This is a genomic window from Actinoplanes sp. NPDC049118, assembly GCF_040648555.1.
Classification (GTDB): domain Bacteria; phylum Actinomycetota; class Actinomycetes; order Mycobacteriales; family Micromonosporaceae; genus Actinoplanes.
This window is the reverse complement of the sequence record NZ_JBEZDY010000021.1, coordinates 46,115-65,795: the sequence shown is the minus strand read 5'-3', so window position 1 is coordinate 65,795 and position 19,681 is coordinate 46,115. Positions and strand designations below refer to the sequence as shown.

Here is a 19,681-nt window from a genome sequence, read left to right as displayed (position 1 = left end):
TATTTCGGTCTGTATGGTCTGCGCAGTACCACCGAGAAGAGGGAGATCGAGATGCGGGTGTTCCGCACGATCCTCGGCATGCTGTTGCTGACCGTCGGACTACCGACGCTGCTGGCGGGCGCCGCATTCTGGGCCGCCATGCAGCACCGGGACCCGGACGGCGCCTTCACGGGCGACATGCAGCGCGTGGCCACGTCCGGCTATGCCGTCGTGGTGGACGACTTCGACGGCCTGCTCGAGAAGGACGCGCCGTTCGCCCGCCTCAGCGACACCCGTCTGCGACTGACCGCGGAATCCGGCGGCAAGCCGGTGTTCATCGGCATCGCCCCGGCGGCCGACGTGAGCCGTTACCTGGCCGACGTACCGCAGATCGCGGTCTCCTCGATCGACCTCGGCACGGGCGCGCTGCCGGTGACCAGTGAGCTGCGCCCCGGCACCGTCGCTCCGCAGCAGCTGCCGGGCCGCCAGTCCTTCTGGCTGAAGTCGGGCGAGGGCACCCTGGACTGGAAGCCGGCGGCGCTGCGCGACACCGACTACAGCCTGGTGCTGATGAACCCGGCGGCTCAGCCGGGCGTCCGCCTGGAGAGCACGGCGGCCATCCTGCCGGCGTGGCTGAACCAGGTGACCTGGGCCCTGCTGATCCTGGGCAGCCTCCTGGTGATGATCGGCATGATCGTCCTGGGCTGGCCGTCCCGGCGCCGCGAGGTGGTCTACGTCGTCGAGCCGAGCCAGGTCCCCGACCTGATGCAGGCGATCGGCGCGCCGCTGCCGCTGAGCCGCACGGGCGGCGGGCGGCACGCGGGCACGCACCGGCCGCGCACCCTCGCCGATTCGCAGCCGCGTTCCCGGCCGCCGACATGGCCGCCCTCCTCGTCCTCGCCGTCGTCCGGCCGCGGCGCGGTCATCCCGATGCCGTCCACGCCGGTCTCCGGTGCGGCGACCTCGGCCGGGACCGCGCCGGTCGCCGCGTCGTCCGCCACCTCGCCGGCCGCCGACCCCTCGGCCGCCGAATCCTCGGCCGAGGCGTCCCCGGCCGCCGCGTCTGCCACCACCGGGTCTTCGGCCGCCGCGGCGGCTCCGGCCGCCGTCTCGCCGGCGCCGGGCGAGCCCCTCAGCCTGATCGCTTCCGACTCGGCGCGGGAGTCCACGGGCGAGCCGGCGCTGCTGATCTCGCCGGCGGACCCGCTGTTCGGCCGGATGACCGACCGTCCGGGGCGGCGCCGCCCGGCGCCGCAGCCGACCGACCTGCCGATCTTCCAGGCGTCCGCGGTGGGTGCGTGGGTGGCGGAGACGGCGGCCGTCCGCGCCCGCGAAACCGAGGCCCGCGCCGAGGCGGCGCTCAGCGCCTCCCGCAAGCCGGCGACCACGGCGGCGCCGGCCGGCTCGACCGCGAAGACCGCCGGCCCGGACACGGCCGCCAAGTCCACGCCGGTGCCCGCCGGCCTCAGTGACCCCGCCGCCGAAGCCGGACCGGCGGGCCCTGCCCCGGCCGGAGCCGGGACCGCCGAGCGTCCGGGACCGGCCGCCGCGGCCGCGAAATCCGAAGAGCCGAACGTCATCGCCGCCGTGGCCTCGCGCCTGCAGCCGATTCCCGACGCCGCAACTCCGGCCGGCGGGCAGACCGCGCCCCGAATCGCCGCCACCTCGGCCGGGTCGCCGCCGCCCCCGTCGCCGTCGCCGTCGCCGTCGAGGGAGACTGCCAAGGCCGCGACGACCCTGCCGAAGGAGGCCGCCAAGGCCGGGCCTGCCGCGCCGAAGGAGGCCGCCAACGCTGGGCCTGCCGCGCCGAAGGAGGCCGCCAACGCTGGGCCGACCACGCCCAAAGAGGCCGCCAAGGCCGCGTCGAACGCACCCCGGACCACAGCCGAAGTCGGGACGGCCGCTTCTCAGGCTGCTGCCGGGGGCGCATCTTCAGCGCCCCGGGGTGGAGCCGACGGCGGTTCGGCCGCATCGCGGGCGGCTGCCGGTGGGGCTCCGGCCACAGTCGAGGACTCGGCCGCCCGCGCGGCGGCAGCCGGTGTAGCGGCGGCCCGCGCCGCAGCAAGCGCCGCATCCGCCAGTGCCGCCGCGAGCGCCGCATCCGCCAGTGCGGCATCCGCTCGCCCGGCCGCCGAGGCGGCCAAGCCGAAGGTGGCCCCCGCGTCCGGCGGCGACAGCGCTCCCGCGGTCTCCGGCGACGCGGCCGGCTCCGGATCCACCGCGGGAGCGAAGGCCGCCCGCCCCGCCGCCGCGACGCCGAGGAATGCCCTGTTCGGTGGTTCCTCCACGCCGGACTGGGCGGCCACGGGCCTGACCCGCGCGGACTCCGGTCGCGTGGGCCTGCCGAAGACCCCGGCGAAGGACCCCGCCCCAGCGGCCGGCACGCCCCGCGCCGACGACAAGCCGGTGACCCGCGCGGCCGCCCCCAAGCCGACCGGGACCTCGGTCCCGGCCCGGTCCGCTTCGGGGACCCGCCCACCGGTGCAGGCCTCCTCTCTGGCCACCGGTCCGGCTCAGGGCGCCGGTCCGGCTCTGGCCACTGGTCCGGCTCAGGGCGCCGGTCCGGCTCTGGCCACCGGTCCGGCTCAGGGCGCCGGCCCGGCCGCCGGCATGCCGCCCAGGACCGGCCGGCCCGGCGAGGAGCGGCCCTCGGCCGTTCCGGCGGAGCGGCAGGCGCCGAAGCCCGACCCGAGCCGATCGGCGCCGACCACGCCGCCCCGCACCGCGGCATCAAAGACGCCGCCGGTGGCGGGCGCCGCCGGAGCGACACCGGCGCCGGCGCAGTCGACCGGCCCGAGCCGGTCGGGCGGGCAGGCCAACCCGACCACCCCGCACCACGTCGCGCCGCCGACGTCCGGGTCGGCCGGCACCGGGACGGCCACCCCGGCTCCGGCCGGTACCAGGGCCGTCGTGCCGCCGGCCGGCGCGAAGGCGGCCACGCCGGCTCCGGCCGGTGCGAAGCCCGCCGCCGCGCCCCCGGCCGCCACCTCGGCTCCGGCCGGTGCGAAGGCGGCCACGCCGGCACGCACCACCGCGCGGAACACGGCGCCGACGCCGACCCGGCCGGCGCCGACCGAACCGAGCCCGACGCCGCCGACCAGCCCGCCCGTTCCCCGGCCCTCGGTGCCCGGCCCGTCCCGTCCGACGGATCCGGACCGTGAGCCGGCCCAGGCGGGCCGCGGGCCCGGCGTGATCCGCTCCTCGAGCCCGGCCGCCCCGCGGACCGGCCCGGCGGCCGAACAGCCGCGCGACGCCCAGCACCCGCCGGCCCGGCCGGTGAACCCGGTGGGCGCGGCCGCCGACGCCACCCGGTCCGCGTCCAAGGCGGACCCGCACATCGCCGAGCAGCGCGTCGCGGGCCTCCGCCCGATGGCCGAGCAGCCGAAGGCCGAGCAGCCGAAGGCCGAACAACCGAAGGCCGAGCAGCCGAAGGCCGCCGCCCAGCAGGGCGACCTGGCCGGGGCCGCCCGGGCGGCGAAGGCCAAGACGGACGCCGACGACAGGCCGGCGAAGCGCCGAGCCGAGACCTCCCTGTCCCGGCTGGTCGGTTACAAGGCGGAGGTCGCCGAACTGCTCGGCGGCGACGCCGCGGCCCGCCGGCGCCGGCGTACCACCACCGCCTCCGGCCTGCCGACGCCGGATCCCGCGACCCAGGAACCACCGATCAAGCTCACCCGCCCGGCCCGCAAGGGCGGCCCGCGCCAGCAGCAGACCGAGGAGTAGCCGGGGGAGAACCGGGGCGGTCGCCACCCGGCCGCGGCCGCCCACGAGAACAACCGAAAGGGCCCTCCGCGCTGCCGACGCGGAGGGCCCTTTACCGGGGGAACGGAGTAACCGAAAGGGGGTTTCGTCCGTTAAGAAGAGTTTAAACCCTGCTAGGCGGAACTGGGTAGCCCTATCCCGAATACGGGTTATCTAGGGTGAAACTGGCCCCGTGCGGGTGTTGCGCCCCGCGCGGATGGTGGAGGAGACGCCGGGACGCGCCAGACGGGCGACGCGTAGGCTGGCCCTGTGGCGGATCTTCTGGTGTGGATGGACTGTGAGATGACGGGTCTCGACCTGGGCAAGGACGCCCTGATCGAGGTGGCCGCGCTGGTGACCGGACCCGATCTCGAAATTCTCGGCGAGGGCGTCGACCTCGTCATTCACGCCGACGACGCGGCCCTCGACGCGATGCCCGAGGTGGTGCGCGAGATGCACGCCAAGTCGGGCCTCACCGACGAGGTGCGCAGGTCCACGGTCACCATGGCCGAGGCCGAGGACGCCGTCCTGACGTACATCAGGCAGTTCGTGCCGAACCCCCGCACCGCGCCCCTGTGCGGCAACTCGATCGCCACCGACCGGGGCTTCCTCGCCCGCGACATGCCGGCGCTTGACGACTTCCTGCACTACCGGATGATCGACGTCTCGTCGATCAAGGAACTGGCCCGCCGCTGGTACCCGCGGGTGTACTTCGGCCAGCCGCAGAAGGGCCTGGCACACCGGGCCCTCGCCGACATCCGCGAGAGCATCCGCGAGCTGGAGTATTACCGCCGCACGGTCTTCGTCCCGCTGCCGGGCCCGGACGTCGACCAGGCCCGCGCCATCGCCGCCGAGCTGTAGGGCGAAGCGTCGAGGAACGCCGCGCGGTAACCCGGTCGACGACCGGGCGGGTGTTGCCGCTATGCTTGTCCGGCACGCGCCGCGGGAGTCCTTCCACGGCAAGGCGGCATGGTGGTCGTAGCTCAGCTGGTAGAGCACCGGGTTGTGGTCCCGGGGGTCGCGGGTTCAAGTCCCGTCGGTCACCCCACGCGTCAAACGAAAAGGCCCGCTCCGATGAGCGGGCCTTTGTCGTTCCCCGTTACTGGTTCTCGCGGTCGCGGAAGGTCCAGGCCGCGCTGGTCGACGGCATGCGCTGGCCGTTCGCCCGCTGGGCCGGCACCTGCGCGGGCCCGCCCGGTGCCTGCGCGGTGGGCTCGTTCTTCTCCAGGCGCGAGGCCAGGTAGGCCGCGGCCGCCCGGTCCTCGTCGGTCGGGGCCGCCATCAGGGCGTAGGCCAGGCCGAGCACGCCGAAGACGACCGCGAGGCCGATCGGGATGAGCAGCGTGCCGGCGGTCGCGCCGGACGGTGTGCTGGTGCCGGTGTCCGGTCGCACGGACATGGCGGACATGCCGGTGAAGTGCATGCCGTTGACCGCGACGCCCATGACCAGCGCCGACGCCACAATGGCCGATGGGCGCTGCACGGTCATGGCGAGCCACAGCGCCACCGTCGCCGCCACCACCGCGATGATCACCGCGGCCACGACCCGGCTGGTCAGGTAGTCGATGGTGCCGTCCAGGCGCATCGCGTACATGCCGGTGAAGTGCATCGCGGCCACGCCCAGGCCGGCGAAGAGGCCGCCGACGACGAAGCGGACGCCGCCGGTCCTGTTGCCGCGGGCGACGATGAACAGGCCGGTGCCAACGGCCAGGATCGCGATGACCGCGCTCAGCGCGGTCACTCCCACGTCGTAGCGGATCGGCAGGCCGGTGACGCTGAAGCCGAGCATCGCGACGAAGTGCATGGTCCAGATGCCGGTGCCGCCGATCGCCACCGCGGCGAGCGTGAGCCACCAGGTACGCCAGCCGGCGCTGTGCGCCGTACGCACCCGCGAGGCGGAGATCAGCCCGAGCAGAGAGCCGAGCACGGACAGCGTGTAGCTCACCGCCGGGGTGACCCAGCCGTGTTCGAAATGATGGATCTCAGCCATCCCCGGTTAACCCCCTTGATCGGCGTATAGAGGCATCGTGCCTGGTCGCGGAGAATTCGGCAGAGGAATGTGAGAGAGCTTGCGCCCGATGGGCCGGTGTCCCATCGGCTGTTCGGCGTGGTATTCAGCAGGACGGTGGCTCTCCGAGCGACGTCAACGGTGGGCAGGGCATCGCGAGGCCGGCCACGTCCAGCCAACCGTCGATGTTCCCCGCGGCCGCGGCGATCTCCTCGCCGAGGACCCGGGTGCCGACGGTGTCGAGGACCGCGGGCTTGATCAGGTCGCACGCGACGCCCTTGGCCTCGTCGTAGAAGGCCTCCGACGCCTGCTGGGCCAGCTCCGCGACGCCCGGTTTGTCGAGGTTCTCGATCACGTGGGCGTACCGCAGCATCTGCGCGCTGATGGCCTTGGCGTAGGACGCGAACACGCCGATGGCGCCGAAGCCGAACGCCCCGCCGAGGATGCCCAGCAGCGACAGGACGGCCTTCTCCTCGAAGATCTTGCATTCGACGTCGTTCGTGGCGCCGCCGCCGCTGCCGTCGGCGAGCACTCCCAGCACCGAGCCGGTGTCGGGGTCGACGGCCCAGAACGCCACCGGGGTGCCGTCGGCGGGCAACAGGCGGTCGTAGTCCTTCCAGTCGTCGAGCAGCGCCCGCCACTGAGCCTGGGACGCCTCGGGCAGGGTGGCGAGCTGCGCGCTGCGTACCGGTCCCTTCGGGAGCACGGTCAGGCGCTTGCCCTTCAGCGCGCCCCACGTGCTGGTCCGGAAGGCGACGCTCTCGGCGACCGCGAGCGCGGCGGACCGCTCGAGCGTGCGGTCGAACGCACCCACCCGGTCGGTGCCCAGGGTCGACCATCGGGTGCACGGCAGCACGTCCGCGCGCCGTACCCGGCCGGTCCCGAACTGCGGCCGGTCCACGTGCAGGACCGCGCGCAGCCCGGTCTCGAACGTCAGGTCCCCCTCCGGGGACATCGGCGGATGTAGCGCGGGGACGATCGACGGCAAGCCGCGCCCGCGTCGCCCGGGACGGGCGGCCGCCGGTGTGGCTCGCACCGAGCCTGGCACCGGGTACGAGCGGGTTCGCGAACGTCTCCCGGCCGTCCACGACCACCTTGACCAGCGGTACCCGCCGGTTGCGCAGGCCTTCGGGCTCGGCCGCCCGCCGCGACGGCAGCGCCGCGGTCAGCTGCCGGGCCAGGTCCGCCCGGGCCTCGGCGTCATCGCGTACGGCGGCGGCGCGATCCTCGGCGGTCGACGTCGGCGCCGTACCGATGGCCTTGCGCCAGCGGTCGATCGCGCTCTTGTCGGCGGTCGGCGCGAAGGAGCGCCGCACCGGCCGGAAGAGGCTCGCGACGTCGACGTCGTCGGCCAGCGTGCCGACCACCACCTCGGCCTGGAAGCCCGCCCGCCGGTACAGCTCGGCCAGGGTCTCCACCTTGTCGCGGGCGGAGCCGGCACCGCCGCGCAGCGTGCCGCGCACGCCCCACCGCACCTCGTCGACCAGGTTGGACAGCCGGCCGGCGGCCGGGTACGCGACGATCTGGTCGCGGACGAATCCGAGGATCGCCTCTGGGTCCCGGCCGGCGACGACGCGCTCGGCGGCCGCCGACACGTGATCCGGGCTTGCGCGCACCGCGGTCCGCATCTGCTGCCACACGCCGAACGGCACGTCGGAGTCGGCCACGGGGCCTTCGTCCTCGTCGTCGAACAGCCCGCATCCGGTCGTTGCCAGTGCGGAGAAGAGGGTCGTGAGGACCAGGAACGACCGTCGGCTCAGCACGCCGGGTGCGGTGGGCGGCAGCGGATCGGCACCGTGTGGTCGGCGCATCGTGTGACGGCTCCTCGGGTCGGGCGCGCGGAACACCGGCGCGCCGGGGAGATGACGCACACACTGTGCCGGGCGCCCCTTGATCCGTTCAGACCGATCCGGGCGGTCAGGGGTGATCAGACCTCGAGGGTGCCCGAGCTCCCGGTGATCAGGAGTCGAAGCCGAGGCCGACCCGGTCGAGGGCGCGCAGCCAGACGTTGCGGCGGCCCTCGTGGCGGTCCGCCCGCGCGATCGACCACCGGGTCAGCTCGATCACGCCGGCGCGGACCGGCTCCGGCGGGAACGGGATCGGCTTGCGGCGCACCATCTTCAGCGCGGTCAGCTCGGTCGGCTGGTCCGCGAGCAGGTCCAGCATCACGTTCGCGCCGAAGCGGGTGGCTCCGACGCCGAGGCCCGTGTAGCCGGCCGCGTACGCCAGCCGCCCGCCGTACGCCGTACCGAAGAAGCTGCTGAACCGGCTGCAGGTGTCGATCACGCCGCCCCATTTGTGGGTGAATCGCACGTCCGCCAGCTGCGGGAAGGTCTGTACGAAATGGTCGGCGAGCACGGCGAAGGTGGCCTCGCGCTGATCACGTTCCGGGCGGATCCGCCCGCCCCGGTAGTAGATGGCGTCGTAGCCGCCCCAGAGGATCCGGTTGTCCGCGGTGAGCCGGTAGTAGTGGAACTGGTTGCCGCCGTCGCCGACGCCCTGCCGGTGCCGCCACCCGATCTCCGCGAGCTGCCCGGCGGTCAGCGGCTCGGTCATGAGCGCGTAGTCGTAGATCGGCACGACGTAGTGGTGCAGCCGGCGCAGCAGGCCGACGTGCGCCCCGGTGGCCAGCGCAACCCGCGCCGCGTCGACCCGGCCCCGCCAGGTGCGCAGGCGCAGCCCGCCCGGCACCGCGGCGATCCGCTCGACGGGTGAGTTCTCGTAGATGCGCACACCGAGGTCGAGGCAGACCCGGCGCAGGCCCCAGACCAGCCGGGCCGGGTCGATCATCGCGCAGCCCGTGCGGTCCCAGACCCCGCCGAGGTAGGTGGGGGAGCCGACCTCGGCCCGTGCCTGCTCCCGGTCCAGCAGCCGCACGTCCAGGCCGCGGGCCGCCGCCTCGTCGTGGTACGCGGTCAGCTCCCGCAGCTGCCATTCGGCCGTCGCCACCTGCAGTTCACCGGTACGGGCGAAGTCGCACTCGATCCCGTACCGCCGGACGGTCTCCTCGATCTCGTCGAGGTTGCCGCGCCCCAGCCGCTCCAGCGTGTCCATCTCGTCGGGGAACCGGCTCAGCCCGTTGTCGAACCCGTGGGTGAGGCTCGCCGAGCAGAAGCCGCCGTTGCGCCCGGACGCCGCCCAGCCGGCCGTGCCCGCCTCGATGATCACCACGTCGCGCCCGGGGTCGCGTTCCTTGGCGAGCAGCGCCGTCCACAGCCCGCTGTAGCCGGCGCCGACCACCGCCAGGTCCGCGGATTCCACGCTGTGCAGGGGCTCCGCGGCCGGTGGCGCGCCGGCCTGACCCAGCCAGTACGGCTCGGGTATCGCGTCGGCGAGCGACCGGTTCGTCATGGTCAGGGACGCTTCCCCGGCCGGGACCGGATGCTGGCCGCCACCGCGATGAGCACGCCCGCCATGAAGATCAGCGTGCCCATGACGTTGACCTGCGGCGGCAGGCCGACCCGGGTGGCGCCCCAGATCCACAGCGGGAACGTGGTGGTGGTGCCCGCGGTGAAGTTGGAGACCACGAAGTCGTCGATCGACAGGGCGAAGGCCAGCATCATGCCGGAGGCGACGGCGGGCAGGATGATCGGGAAGGTGATCCGCCAGAACGTCGTCCATGGGCTCGCGCCCAGGTCGGCGGCGGCCTCCTCGATCGAGCGGTCCAGGGTCAGCACCCGGGCCCGCACCACGACCGCGACGAACGAGATCGAGAACATGATGTGCGCGATCGTGATCGTCGTGACGCCGAGCCCGACGCCGAGCGACACGAAGAGGGTCAGCAGCGAGGCACCCATCACGAGTTCCGGCGACGACATCGTGGCGAACATGATCAGGTTGACCGAGCCCGAGCCGCGGAACCGGTGGCGGCCCAGGGCATACCCGATGCCGGTGCCGAGCGCGCCGGCGATCACCGCGGTCAGCAGCGCCACCACCAGGGAGATCACGAGCGCCTTGGTCAGCTCGTCCAGGGCGAAGACCCGGCCGTACCACTTGAGGGTGAAGCCCTCCCAGGTCTGGTTGTAGCGGCCGGGGGTGTCGTTGAAGCCGAACAAGATCATGATGAGCACGGGCAGCGTCAGCCACGCGATGATCACCCAGGTGTAGATGTGCAGCGCCCGGCCGCCGCTGATCCGCGGCCCGCGGGAAGCGAACGGGGTCATCGTGCCGCCACCTTCATGACGTCCTCCGTGCCGAGGGCCTTCGCGTAGGCGAAGACGCCGATCAGCAGCACCGCCATCAGCGTGAAGGACAGGGCGGAGGCCGTCGGGTAGTTGGAGCTGACCAGGTACTGCGACTGGATGACCTGCCCGATCATCGTGGTCGACGAACTGCCCAGCACCGCCGAGTTGACGTAGTCGGAACTGGCCGGCACGAAGGTCATCAGCACGCCGGCGAAGACGCCGGGCAGCGCCAGCGGGAAGATCACCTTGCGGAAGGCGGTGGCCGGGTCCGCGTACAGGTCCCGGGCGGCCTCGACGACCCGCGGGTCGATGCGCTCCAGCGCCACGTAGACCGGCAGCACCATGAACGGCAGGAAGTTGTACACCAGGCCGCCAATCACCGCTGCCGGCGTACCGAGGATGTTGAAACCGTCGGGAAGGACCCCGATCTGCTTGAGCGGGCCGAGCACGATGCCCTCGTCGGTGAGGATCTGCCGCCACGAGATGGTCCGCAGCACGAAGGAGACGAAGAACGGCAGCAGCAGCAGGAAGAGGTAGGTCGGCTTGCGCCGCCCGCCGTAGAAGGCGATCCAGTACGCGACCGGGAACGCCAGCACGATCAGCACGACCGTGGTGATCGCCCCGTAGATCAGCGAGCGCACCAGCTGGGTGCGGTAGTTGGAGATCGCGTCCACATAGGTCTGCCAGTGGCCGGTGAAGACGTACCCGGAGACGATGTCGCCCTGCTGCAACGACAGGGACAGCATCGTCACCATCGGCACTACGAAGAACAGCAGCAGCCAGAGGCCGCCGGGCAGGATCAGCAGGTAGGGCGCCAGCACGCGCCGGGTCCGGGACACGGCGTCAGGCCAGCACGATCGGTTCGAAGATGCTCTGGTACTCCTGCTGCTCGGCGACCGTCTTGAAGTCCCGGTAGTAGTGCAGCTTCGCGTAGTCGGCCGGCGCGGGGAAGACCAGCGGGCTGACGGCGACCGCCTCCATGGCCGCCTTGTCGTCGCCGGAGAGCTTGGCCGCGTCCTTCTTGATCTGCTCCTGCGCGGCCGGCACCGGGCAGACGTAGTTGATGTACTCGGCCAGCGTCGCCGCGTTCTCGACCTCGTAGAAGAAGTCCATCAGCTTGATCGCGTCGAGCGGGTTCTGCGCCGTCACCGGGATCGCGAAGTTGTCGGTCCAGATGGTGCCGCCTTCCTCCGGGATGACGAACTTGAAGTCCGTGCCGTCGGAGACGTTCTTCTGGAAGATGTCGCCCGACCAGGCCTGGGTGATCCAGACCTCGCCCTTGCCGAGCGCGTCGACGTAGCTCTGGTCGTAGTAGTTACGGACCATGCCGGAGCTCTTCTGCTCCTTGAGCTTGGCGGCGGCCTTGCGCCAGTCGTCCGGCGTCGACGTCGCGGGGTCGATGCCGAGCGCCATCATGCCGAAGTTGCCCAGTTCCTGGGTGTCGGAGTACATGCCGACCTTGCCCTTGAAGGCCGGGTCCCAGAGGTCGGCGAGCTTGGTGATCGGCCGGTTGACCTTCTTCGGGTCGTACGCGATGCCGGTCATGCCGGAAGTCCACGGGATGGTGTACACGTTGCCCTTGTCGAAGGCCTCGTTCGCGTACGCCTTGCCGGCGTTGGCCACGTAGTTCGGCAGCTTCGAGTGGTCCAGGGGCGCGAGGAAGCCCGAGTCCACGAACTGCTTGAACTGGATGCCGTTGGTGATGACCATCAGGTCGTAGCCGATGGACTGGCCGGCGGCGAGCTGCGGCTGGACCTTGGCGAACCAGGGGCCCATCTCCTGGATGACCTCCTGGTAGTTCACCTTGACCCCGGTCGCCGCCGTGAACTTCTTGAGCTCGGGCTGCTTGGGGTCCATGTAGAGCGGCCAGTTGGCGAAGTCGACCTTGCCGTTGCTGGTCTTGCCGGCCCAGTACTTGGCCACGGCGTCGGGCGCGGGGGCGCTCGGCTTCGCCGCACCGGTGCCCTTGACGCCGCAGGCGGACAGCGCCATGGCGAAGGCCGTCAGGCCGGAGACGCGCAGGGCGTCACGCCGGCCGAGCCGCCGCTGTGTCATCCCGCGGATCAGGGCGGGGTCGGGGGAGAACGGCTGACTCATCAGACTCCGATCGGGTACGAGTGCTGGGGGCTCCAGGTGAGGAACACCCGGTCGCCGGGGGCGGCCAGGTCCTCGGCGGAGAACGCGTTCTGGTCGAAGACCACGAGGTCGGGGCCGGCGGAGGTCTTCACGGTGTAGTTGGTCGAGGTGCCGTGGTAGACCACGTCGGTCACGACGCCGGTGAGCACGCTGCCGCCCGTACCGGTGGGTTCGGCCCGCGACAGGTCGATCTTCTCGGGGCGGACCGACACCTCGAGGTCGTCGCCCGCCTTCATCTCGCCGGACATCGGCACCAGCACCCGTTCGCCGTCGCCGTAGGTCAGCACGGCCACGCCGTCCGCGACGCTCTCGATGCTGCCGTCGAGCAGGTTCGACGTACCGATGAAGCCGGCGACGAACCGGGTGGCCGGCCTCTCGTAGATCTCCCGCGGCGAGCCGAGCTGGTCGATGCGCCCGGCGTCCATGACCGCGATCCGGTCGGACATCGTCAGCGCCTCGCCCTGGTCGTGTGTCACGTAGACGAATGTGATGCCCACCTCGCGCTGGATGCGCTTGAGCTCGACCTGCATCTGCTGGCGCAGCTTGAGGTCGAGCGCGCCGAGCGGCTCGTCGAGCAGCAGCGCCCGCGGCCGGTTGACCAGCGCCCGGGCCAGGGCGACCCGCTGCTGCTGCCCGCCGGACATCTCCCGCGGCGCCCGCTTCTCCATGCCGGTCAGCGAGACGATCTCCATGATCTCGCCGACCCGGCGGCGGATCTCGCCCTTGTCGACCTTCTTGCGCTCCAGACCGAAGGACACGTTCTGGTACGCGTTGAGGTGCGGGAAGAGGGCGTAGGACTGGAAGACCATGTTGACGTCGCGCTTGTTGGGGGAGACCCGGGTGACGTCCTTGCCGTCCAGGAACACCGTGCCGCCGGTGGGCTCCTCGAAGCCGGCGATCATCCGCATCGTCGTGGTCTTGCCGCAGCCGGAGGGTCCGAGCAGGGAGAAGAACTCGCCCGACCCGATGGTCAGGTCCAGGCGGCGCACGGCCTGCACCTTCTCGCCGTGCGACAGGTATTCCTTGTGCACGCCGGCCAGCTCGATCGCGGGCCGGGCGGCGTCGTCGCCGGGGTCTTCGTTCACGATGGACATTCGTACCTCTCAGCCCAGATGGCTCATCACGTGTTTGATCCGGGTGTATTCCTCGAAGCCGTACATCGAGAGGTCCTTGCCGTACCCCGAGTGGCCGAAGCCGCCGTGCGGCATCTCGGACACGAAGGGCAGATGGGTATTGATCCACACGGCGCCGAAGTCGAGCCGGCGCGAGACCCGCATGGCCCGGCCGTGGTCGCGCGTCCACACGCTGGCGCTGAGCCCGAAACGAACGTCGTTGGCCCACCGGACGGCGACTTCCTCGTCGGCGAACTCCTGGACGGTGATGACCGGCCCGAAGACCTCGTCCTGGATCATCTCGTCCCGCTGTCGCAGGCCGGCGACGACGGTCGGCTCGACGAAGTAGCCGCGGTCGCCGATCCGGGCGCCGCCGGTCACGACCCGGGCGTGGTCGGGGGTCCGGTCCAGGAAGCCGCGGACCCGGGCCAGCTGGGCGGCGTTGTTGACCGGCCCGAAGTACGCGTCCGGGTCGGTGGGGCCGCCGACCCGCGTCTGCCGGGCCGCCTCCGCCAGCGCCGCGGTGAAGTCGGCGGCGATCCGGCCGTGCACCAGGACCCGGGTGGCCGCGGTGCAGTCCTGCCCGGCGTTGAAGTACCCGGCGCCGGCGATGGCCGCGGCGGCCGCCTCGACGTCGACGTCGTCGAAGACGACCACGGGTGCCTTCCCGCCGAGCTCGAGGTGCACCTTCTTGAGGTCGGCGGCGGCGGCCACGGCGACCTCCATGCCGGCCCGGGTGGAGCCGGTGATGGACACGAGCTGCGGCGTCGGGTGCGCGACCAGGGCCCGCCCGGTGTCCCGGTCGCCGCAGACGACGTTGAGCACGCCCGGGGGCAGGAACTCGGCGGCGATCTCGGCGAGCAGCAGTGTGCTGACGGGGGTGGTGTCCGAGGGCTTGAGCACCACGGAGTTGCCGGCCGCGATGGCCGGCGCGAACTTCCACACGGCCATGACCATCGGATAGTTCCAGGGTGTGACCTGCGCGCACACGCCGATCGGCTCGCGCCGCACCCACGAGGTGTGTTCGCGCAGGTACTCGCCCGCGGATCTGCCCTCCAGCACCCGCGCGGCCCCGGCGAAGAACCGCAGTTCGTCCAGGAGCGGCGCCATCTCCTCGTTCCGCGTCGCCTCGACCGGTTTGCCGGTGTTGCGGCATTCGGCGGCGATGATCTCGTCCGCCCGGGCCTCGACGGCGTCGGCGATCCGCAGCAGGGCGCGCTGCCGCTCGGCCGGGGTGGTGTCGCGCCAGGCCTCGAAGCCGGCTTCGGCCGAGGTCATCGCGGCGGCGACGGTCTCGGCGCAGGAGACCGGGGCGTAGGCGTACGCCTCGCCGGTGCACGGGTCGACCACCGGCGAGGTCTCCCCGCCGACCGGGTCGACATGGGACCCGCCGACGAAGTTGCGGAGGACCGGTAGGTCGGTGCTCACGGAGATGGGCCTCCCGCCTCGGGGCTGTGACGGCCCCCACACGAAGAGGTGGACCTTGACATAGTCAAAGCCCTAAAAACAAGGGAATCCGAAGGATTTTGCAAAGATGAAACGGAATCAGATGTGATTGATCCCGCCGGCCACGCAATCCGACGTGGAGTGGCCGGGATCGCCCGGTTTCCGCACCCGATCCTCCGACCGCACGATCGGGGCCCGCGACGGCATCCGCCGCGGGCCCCGATCCTGACCTTTCCCGGACCTTACCGGTCCGTCAGCGCTGGTTGAACGTGTCGTGGGTCTCGAAGCGGCCGGTCGGCGGCGTGACCGTGGTGCGGTTCGCGCCGTCCTCCCAGACGATCGAGCCGTCCGGATTGCGGATCACGTACTTGAACTCCACCGCGGTGTTCGGCGGCAGGCCGGTCGCACCGGACCACACCGGGTAGCCGCCGGGGTCGAGCGCGAGGCCGCCGGCCGGATTCCAGCCGCCCAGCACCGGGAGGTTGCCGACGAGCAGGACCTGTTGACCCCAGGTGGTCGGCGTGGTCACGTGGAAGCGCGCCTCGATGGCGGGCGGCGGCCGGAAGGCGACGCCCCCGCCGTTCGTGACGGCGCCGGCGGCGTCCTGCGCATAGGCGAGCCCGTCCCGGCCGTCGGCGTTCTCGATGCCGATAGTGGCGCTCCGGCCGTCGGCGAGGACGCCGGCCAGCCCCCGGTACCGGTACGTGACCGAGCCGTCGGCGCGGAGCTCGGCGCTGAACGACACCCGTTGCGTCCGATCGGCGAAGAACGCGGCGTTGCGCCACTCCACGACGAACGTCTCCCCGGTGGTGGCCGTGTAGACGCCGGACTGGTCGTCGAGAAAGAGGTCGTCCCAGAAGGGGTACAGGGCGGCGTTCGGCGCGGCGGCGTCGGGCAGCGCCCGGTTGAGGAAGCCGGTGTCCGGTCCGGCGAAGCTCAGCACGCCGTTGCTGCTCACCCACGCCTGGCGGTAAGAGGTCCCGTAGTGATCGAAGGAGAAGGGCAGGGCGATCTCGGCCGCCGTGTCGTCGCCGGTCACCTCGACCCGCTGCGTGCCGGCGGGATAGGTGGAGTCGTCGGCGCCGCAGGAGTGCCCGGCGGCGTCCGTCCGCGGCCGCAGCACAACGTCGGCCCGGACCTCGCCGACCACGTCGACCTGCCGCTCCTCGCCGCCGAGGCACCCCCACGCCGGCCTGACGCGCAGCACGTAGTGCCCCTCGGGCGCCGTGAGCCGGTACTGCCCGGCCGCGTCCGTACGGGTGGAGGTCCCGGCGCCGACGAGCGAGACCGGCGCCGCGGCGATCGGGCCGCCGGGACCGCTCACCGTCCCGCCGATGGTCGCGCTCGGCGGCGGGTCGCCGGCCCGGGAGACCGCCGCGTACGCGTTCAGCCGGCCCTCGCCGTACACGTTGTTGTCCTCCGGGGAGCCGCCGCACGTGGTGTCGGCGGTGTCCGTGGCGGTGAGGTCCAGCAACTGCCGGGTGGCCGCGATGTTCCGGCGCAGGCCGGGCGCGGCCGACCAGAGCAGGGCGACCGTCCCGGCGGTGTGCGGCGAGGCCATCGACGTCCCGCTGAAGGAGGAGTATCCGCCGGGAACGCTGGAGCGCACGTCCACGCCGGGCGCCGCGATGTCGGGTTTGACCTCGCCGTCCACGCTGCCGCCACGGCTGGAGAACCCCGCGATGGTGTCGGCGCTGTCGAGCGCGCCGGACGAGTACGAGTCGGTGTAGTTGCCCGGCGTCCCGCCGCTGGCGCATCCGGGCCCGGCGTTGCCGGCGGAGAACGCCGGGAAGATCCCGGCCGCGACCCAGGCCGCGACGATCTGCTGGTACCAGGGATCGGAGCCGGAGCCGCCCCACGAGTTGTTGACGATGTCGGGCGCGAGATCGGGCCGCGGGTTGCGCCCGGCCCGGTCGGTGGGCGCGACGATCCACTGCCCGGCGGCCAGCAGGGCGCCGGCCGAGCAGCTGGAGGTCTCGCACCCCTTGGCGGCGATCCACTTCGCGCCGGGCGCGACGCCGATGTCCACGCCGACCATCGTGCCCATCGTGTGCGTGCCGTGGCCGTGGTTGTCGCAGGGTGCCGAGTCCGCGCACATCGCGCTCGGATCGAACCAGTTGTAGTCGTGGTTGACGCCGCCGTCCTCCGCTCGGCCGCGATAGCTCGCCGCCAGGGCGGGATGGTCGAACTGCACGCCGGTGTCGATGTTCGCGACGACTGTGCCGGTGCCCCGGCTGCCGAGCTCGGACCAGACCCGGGGCGCACCGATCCGGGCGATGTTCCACTCGACGTCCTGCACGCGCGCGCGTTCGGTGCCCGGTGCGGGCCGCGGCATCTCGATCACCCGATCGGCGAGCACGGCGCTCACCTCGGGCCGGGCGGCCACCTCGGCGGCGAGGCCGGCGTCGCCGGTGATCCGGATCGTGTCGACGATCCAATAGGGGGTGAACGGCGCTCGGCGCTCGCTGAGCAGCCGGCGCAACCCGGCCTGATGCCGGTCGACGGCCGCGGTCTTGGCGCGGTAGACCGCGGCGCTGCCGCGCGCGGCGGCCGGGCCGGGTGTGTCGCGCAGGACCGCCCAGAAGGTCGCGGGCCCGTCGGCGAGCTGCGCCCGGAGTCGTGGATCGAGTTTTCCGTCACTCGCCGAGGCAGATCGTGGGGTGCCGGCCAGGCCGGCCGCCAGCATGATCAGGCCGAGGGCGACAGCGATGAGTCTCTTTCCCATGCCGACCAATGGTGCTGACTAATCGTTGCCCATCGATGACATAGCGGAGTTGATTGCAAGACTATTCGTGGTCTTGCAGCAAGATCTGCATCATGTTGCCGGGATGCCGCGATCGGCCCGGACCGGGACGCTCGGTCCGGGCCGATCGCCGGCGCGGTCAGGCGGTCGAGCAGACGGTGCCGTTGAGGGTGAACGCGCCCGGCAGCACGTTCGGCCCGCTGTAGGCGCCGACGAAGCCGACGGTGGTGGTGCCGCCCCGGGCGGCGAGCACGCCGTCGCTGGTCACCCGGACCTTCCTGCCGGTCTGTTCCCAGGTGGCGCTCCATCCGCTGGACACGCTCTGCCAGCTGGTCGGCCAGGTGAAGGCCAGGGTCCAGCCGCTGACGGCGCCGGCCGAGTTGTTGGTGATGTCGATCGAGCCGACGAACCCGTTGCCCCAGTCGTTGGTGTCCCGCAGCCGTACCGTGCAGCCCGCCTCCGCCGGGCTGGTCGTGGTGAACGTCAGCGGGAGCGACGACCACGAGAGGCCGCCCGCGGTGTCGCGAGCCAGCACGTTCACCGTGTACCGGCGGCCCGGTTCCAGGTTGTGCACGGTGAACGACGTGCCGGCGGTCTCGCCGAGCTGCTCGCTGACGGCGCCGTTCTGCCGGTAGAGCTCGTACTTGGCGATCGGCCGGCCGCCGGCCGGTGCGGCGGGCCACGAGATCGTCGCGGTCCGGTCGGTGACCGCGCCGGCAGCCGGGCGACCCGGCGCGCGCGGCGCGGCCGCGTCCGTGCGGGCCGGGCGCAGGGTCAACAGCGTTAGCGAGTACGCCGGGAGCGTCTGGCCGGTGGCCGTGCCCGCCGGCGCGGAATGCACCGCGGCGGCGCCGTTGGCGTACGTCGCCACCGTGGGAACCTCGCCGGACGGCGTCCAGCCGTGGTAGCGGAGATCGACGCTGTGCGCGTTCTCCGGGTCCTTGTTGACCAGCAGGACGGCCAGATCGCCGTTGGGCCGGCGGGACGCGTGCGCGCTGACCAGCGGATCGTCCGTCGCCGCGCGGACCAGTTGGTCGCCCGCGCGGGCGAAGGAGCCCATCAGCCCCAGCGCGTGGTACGGCGCGAACGGCGTGTTCATCGGCGGCTCGCAGACCGAGCCGTCGGAGGTGCAGCCGCCGCTCGAGAGCAGGCCGAAGTCGCCGTAGTCCCGCTGCCCGGCGACGGTCGACACGGTGCCGATCCCGTTGTGCACGTTCCACCACTGCACGGTGAAGACGCCCTGCTCCAGCAGGCCGCTGTAGACGTCCGCGAGGAACAGCGCGCCCGGCTGCGTGTTCGGGCCGACGCCGACGTTGGTCTCGGTCATGCTGATGCCGATGCGGCCGGCGTTCGCGCCCGCGTACCCGTCGATCTGGCGCCGGAGCAGGTATATCGCGTCCTCGATGTGCTCGGTCCTGTTCAACGCCTCGGCGGCGGTGCCGCCGCCGGGATACCAGTGGACGTCCACGAAGTCGATCGACGCGCCGGCGCGGGTGAGCACCTCGGCGTTCCACGTACCCTGGTCGCCGCCGCCGACGATCCCGTCGGGCCAGTTCCCGGGCATCGTGAGGACCGCGCCGACCTTGATGTCCGGGTCGACGGCCTTCATGGCCGCCGCGTACGCGACCACGTTCGCGGCGTACTCCTTGGGGCTCTTGTCCAAGTGGTCGTCGGCCTCCCAGGCCGCGCCGTAGTGGCCGTTGCCGTAGTTCTCGTTGCCGATCGTCCAGTAGGTCACGCCGTAGCCCTTGGTGACGTTGGAATACCGCACCCAGTCGGCCGCCTCCTGCGCGGTGCCGGTCCCGTAGTTGGCGATGATCATCGGCTGGGCGCCGGTCCGCCTGGCCCCGGCCATGAAGGTGTCGAAGTCGGTGCCCGGCGCGACGTAGCCGCCGGGCGCGGTGTGGTCGCGCCAGTGGTAGATGTCGGCATAGGAGCCGCCCGGGTAGCGGAGCATCTGGACGCCGGCGTCCTTGAGCAGGCCGGAGACGGCGGTGGTGCCGAGCTCGGCGTCCCAGATGGCGTGGTTCACGCCGAGGGCGGTTCCGGGCACGGTGGCGAGGCCGGCCCGGACGTCGACGTCGACCGTTGTGTCGGCCGCGGCGGTGGCGGCCGCCGGTGCGGGAGCGGCGTGCGCGCCGGGCGGCGCGGCGGTAGCGGCGGTGACCACCGCGAGCAGGACGGTGCTCGCGAGGGCGCGCCGGAGGGCGGAGGGATGCACGGCTGTCTCCATGGGTGAGAGCGGGGATTTGGGAGCGCTCCCATAGTCGGCACTCAAAGAGACGTATGTCAATGACAGGTCGGCACCCCGCGGCTACGGGGCCAGGCGCTC

General features: G+C 72.3%; 13 protein-coding genes and 1 tRNA gene. 4 read left to right on the top strand and 10 right to left on the bottom strand.

Annotated elements, in window-relative coordinates:
- Window positions 1-51: 51 nt before the first annotated feature.
- From AB0B58_RS29505 to AB0B58_RS29495, 3 genes are all read left to right on the top strand, one after another.
- Window positions 52-3,702, top strand: coding sequence for a hypothetical protein (locus tag AB0B58_RS29505; RefSeq protein WP_360230144.1), 3,651 nt, complete (start codon window positions 52-54; stop codon window positions 3,700-3,702).
- A gap of 288 nt (window positions 3,703-3,990) precedes the next feature.
- The gene (orn, locus tag AB0B58_RS29500) at window positions 3,991-4,581 is read left to right on the top strand and encodes an oligoribonuclease (protein WP_360230142.1); all 591 of its coding nucleotides are present in this window, start codon (window positions 3,991-3,993) and stop codon (window positions 4,579-4,581) included.
- 111 nt (window positions 4,582-4,692) lie between these two features.
- Window positions 4,693-4,768: transfer RNA gene (locus tag AB0B58_RS29495), tRNA-His, on the top strand.
- Window positions 4,769-4,819: 51 nt separating this feature from the next.
- Here AB0B58_RS29495 and AB0B58_RS29490 read toward each other — a convergent pair.
- Both AB0B58_RS29490 and AB0B58_RS29485 read right to left on the bottom strand, forming a co-directional pair.
- A complete protein-coding gene (locus AB0B58_RS29490; protein WP_360230140.1) occupies window positions 4,820-5,710 on the bottom strand; it encodes an MHYT domain-containing protein in 891 nt (296 codons plus the stop codon).
- 124 nt (window positions 5,711-5,834) lie between these two features.
- A complete protein-coding gene (locus tag AB0B58_RS29485; RefSeq protein WP_360230138.1) occupies window positions 5,835-6,683 on the bottom strand; it encodes a hypothetical protein in 849 nt (282 codons plus the stop codon).
- 68 nt (window positions 6,684-6,751) lie between these two features.
- Here AB0B58_RS29485 and AB0B58_RS29480 point away from each other — a divergent pair, with 68 nt between their 5' ends.
- Window positions 6,752-7,327, top strand: coding sequence for a hypothetical protein (locus AB0B58_RS29480; RefSeq protein WP_360230136.1), 576 nt, complete (start codon window positions 6,752-6,754; stop codon window positions 7,325-7,327).
- 360 nt (window positions 7,328-7,687) lie between these two features.
- On the opposite strand, the gene AB0B58_RS29475 is transcribed toward AB0B58_RS29480, so the two are convergent.
- The 8 genes from AB0B58_RS29475 to AB0B58_RS29440 all read right to left on the bottom strand — a co-directional run bounded on the left by AB0B58_RS29475 (window position 7,688) and on the right by AB0B58_RS29440 (window position 19,570).
- Window positions 7,688-9,079, bottom strand: a complete 1,392-nt coding sequence (locus AB0B58_RS29475; RefSeq protein WP_360230133.1) for an FAD-dependent oxidoreductase — start codon at window positions 9,077-9,079, stop codon at window positions 7,688-7,690.
- A gap of 2 nt (window positions 9,080-9,081) precedes the next feature.
- Entirely contained in the window at window positions 9,082-9,891 is an 810-nt protein-coding gene (locus AB0B58_RS29470; RefSeq protein WP_360230131.1) for an ABC transporter permease, read from the bottom strand.
- The gene (locus AB0B58_RS29465; protein WP_360230129.1) at window positions 9,888-10,751 is read right to left on the bottom strand and encodes an ABC transporter permease; all 864 of its coding nucleotides are present in this window, start codon (window positions 10,749-10,751) and stop codon (window positions 9,888-9,890) included. Before AB0B58_RS29465 ends, AB0B58_RS29470 begins: the two co-directional genes overlap by 4 nt.
- Window positions 10,752-10,755: 4 nt before the next feature.
- The gene (locus AB0B58_RS29460) at window positions 10,756-12,009 is read right to left on the bottom strand and encodes a spermidine/putrescine ABC transporter substrate-binding protein (RefSeq protein ID WP_360230126.1); all 1,254 of its coding nucleotides are present in this window, start codon (window positions 12,007-12,009) and stop codon (window positions 10,756-10,758) included.
- The gene (locus tag AB0B58_RS29455; RefSeq protein ID WP_360230124.1) at window positions 12,009-13,133 is read right to left on the bottom strand and encodes an ABC transporter ATP-binding protein; all 1,125 of its coding nucleotides are present in this window, start codon (window positions 13,131-13,133) and stop codon (window positions 12,009-12,011) included. The genes AB0B58_RS29460 and AB0B58_RS29455 overlap by 1 nt, the downstream gene beginning before the upstream one ends.
- 18 nt (window positions 13,134-13,151) lie before the next feature.
- Entirely contained in the window at window positions 13,152-14,588 is a 1,437-nt protein-coding gene (locus AB0B58_RS29450) for a gamma-aminobutyraldehyde dehydrogenase (RefSeq protein ID WP_360230122.1), read from the bottom strand.
- A gap of 271 nt (window positions 14,589-14,859) precedes the next feature.
- Complete coding sequence (locus AB0B58_RS29445) at window positions 14,860-17,331, bottom strand: S8 family serine peptidase (protein ID WP_360230120.1); 2,472 nt, start codon at window positions 17,329-17,331, stop codon at window positions 14,860-14,862.
- Window positions 17,332-17,488: 157 nt separating this feature from the next.
- Window positions 17,489-19,570, bottom strand: coding sequence for a cellulose binding domain-containing protein (locus tag AB0B58_RS29440; RefSeq protein WP_360230118.1), 2,082 nt, complete (start codon window positions 19,568-19,570; stop codon window positions 17,489-17,491).
- Between the last annotated feature and the right edge of the window lie 111 nt (window positions 19,571-19,681).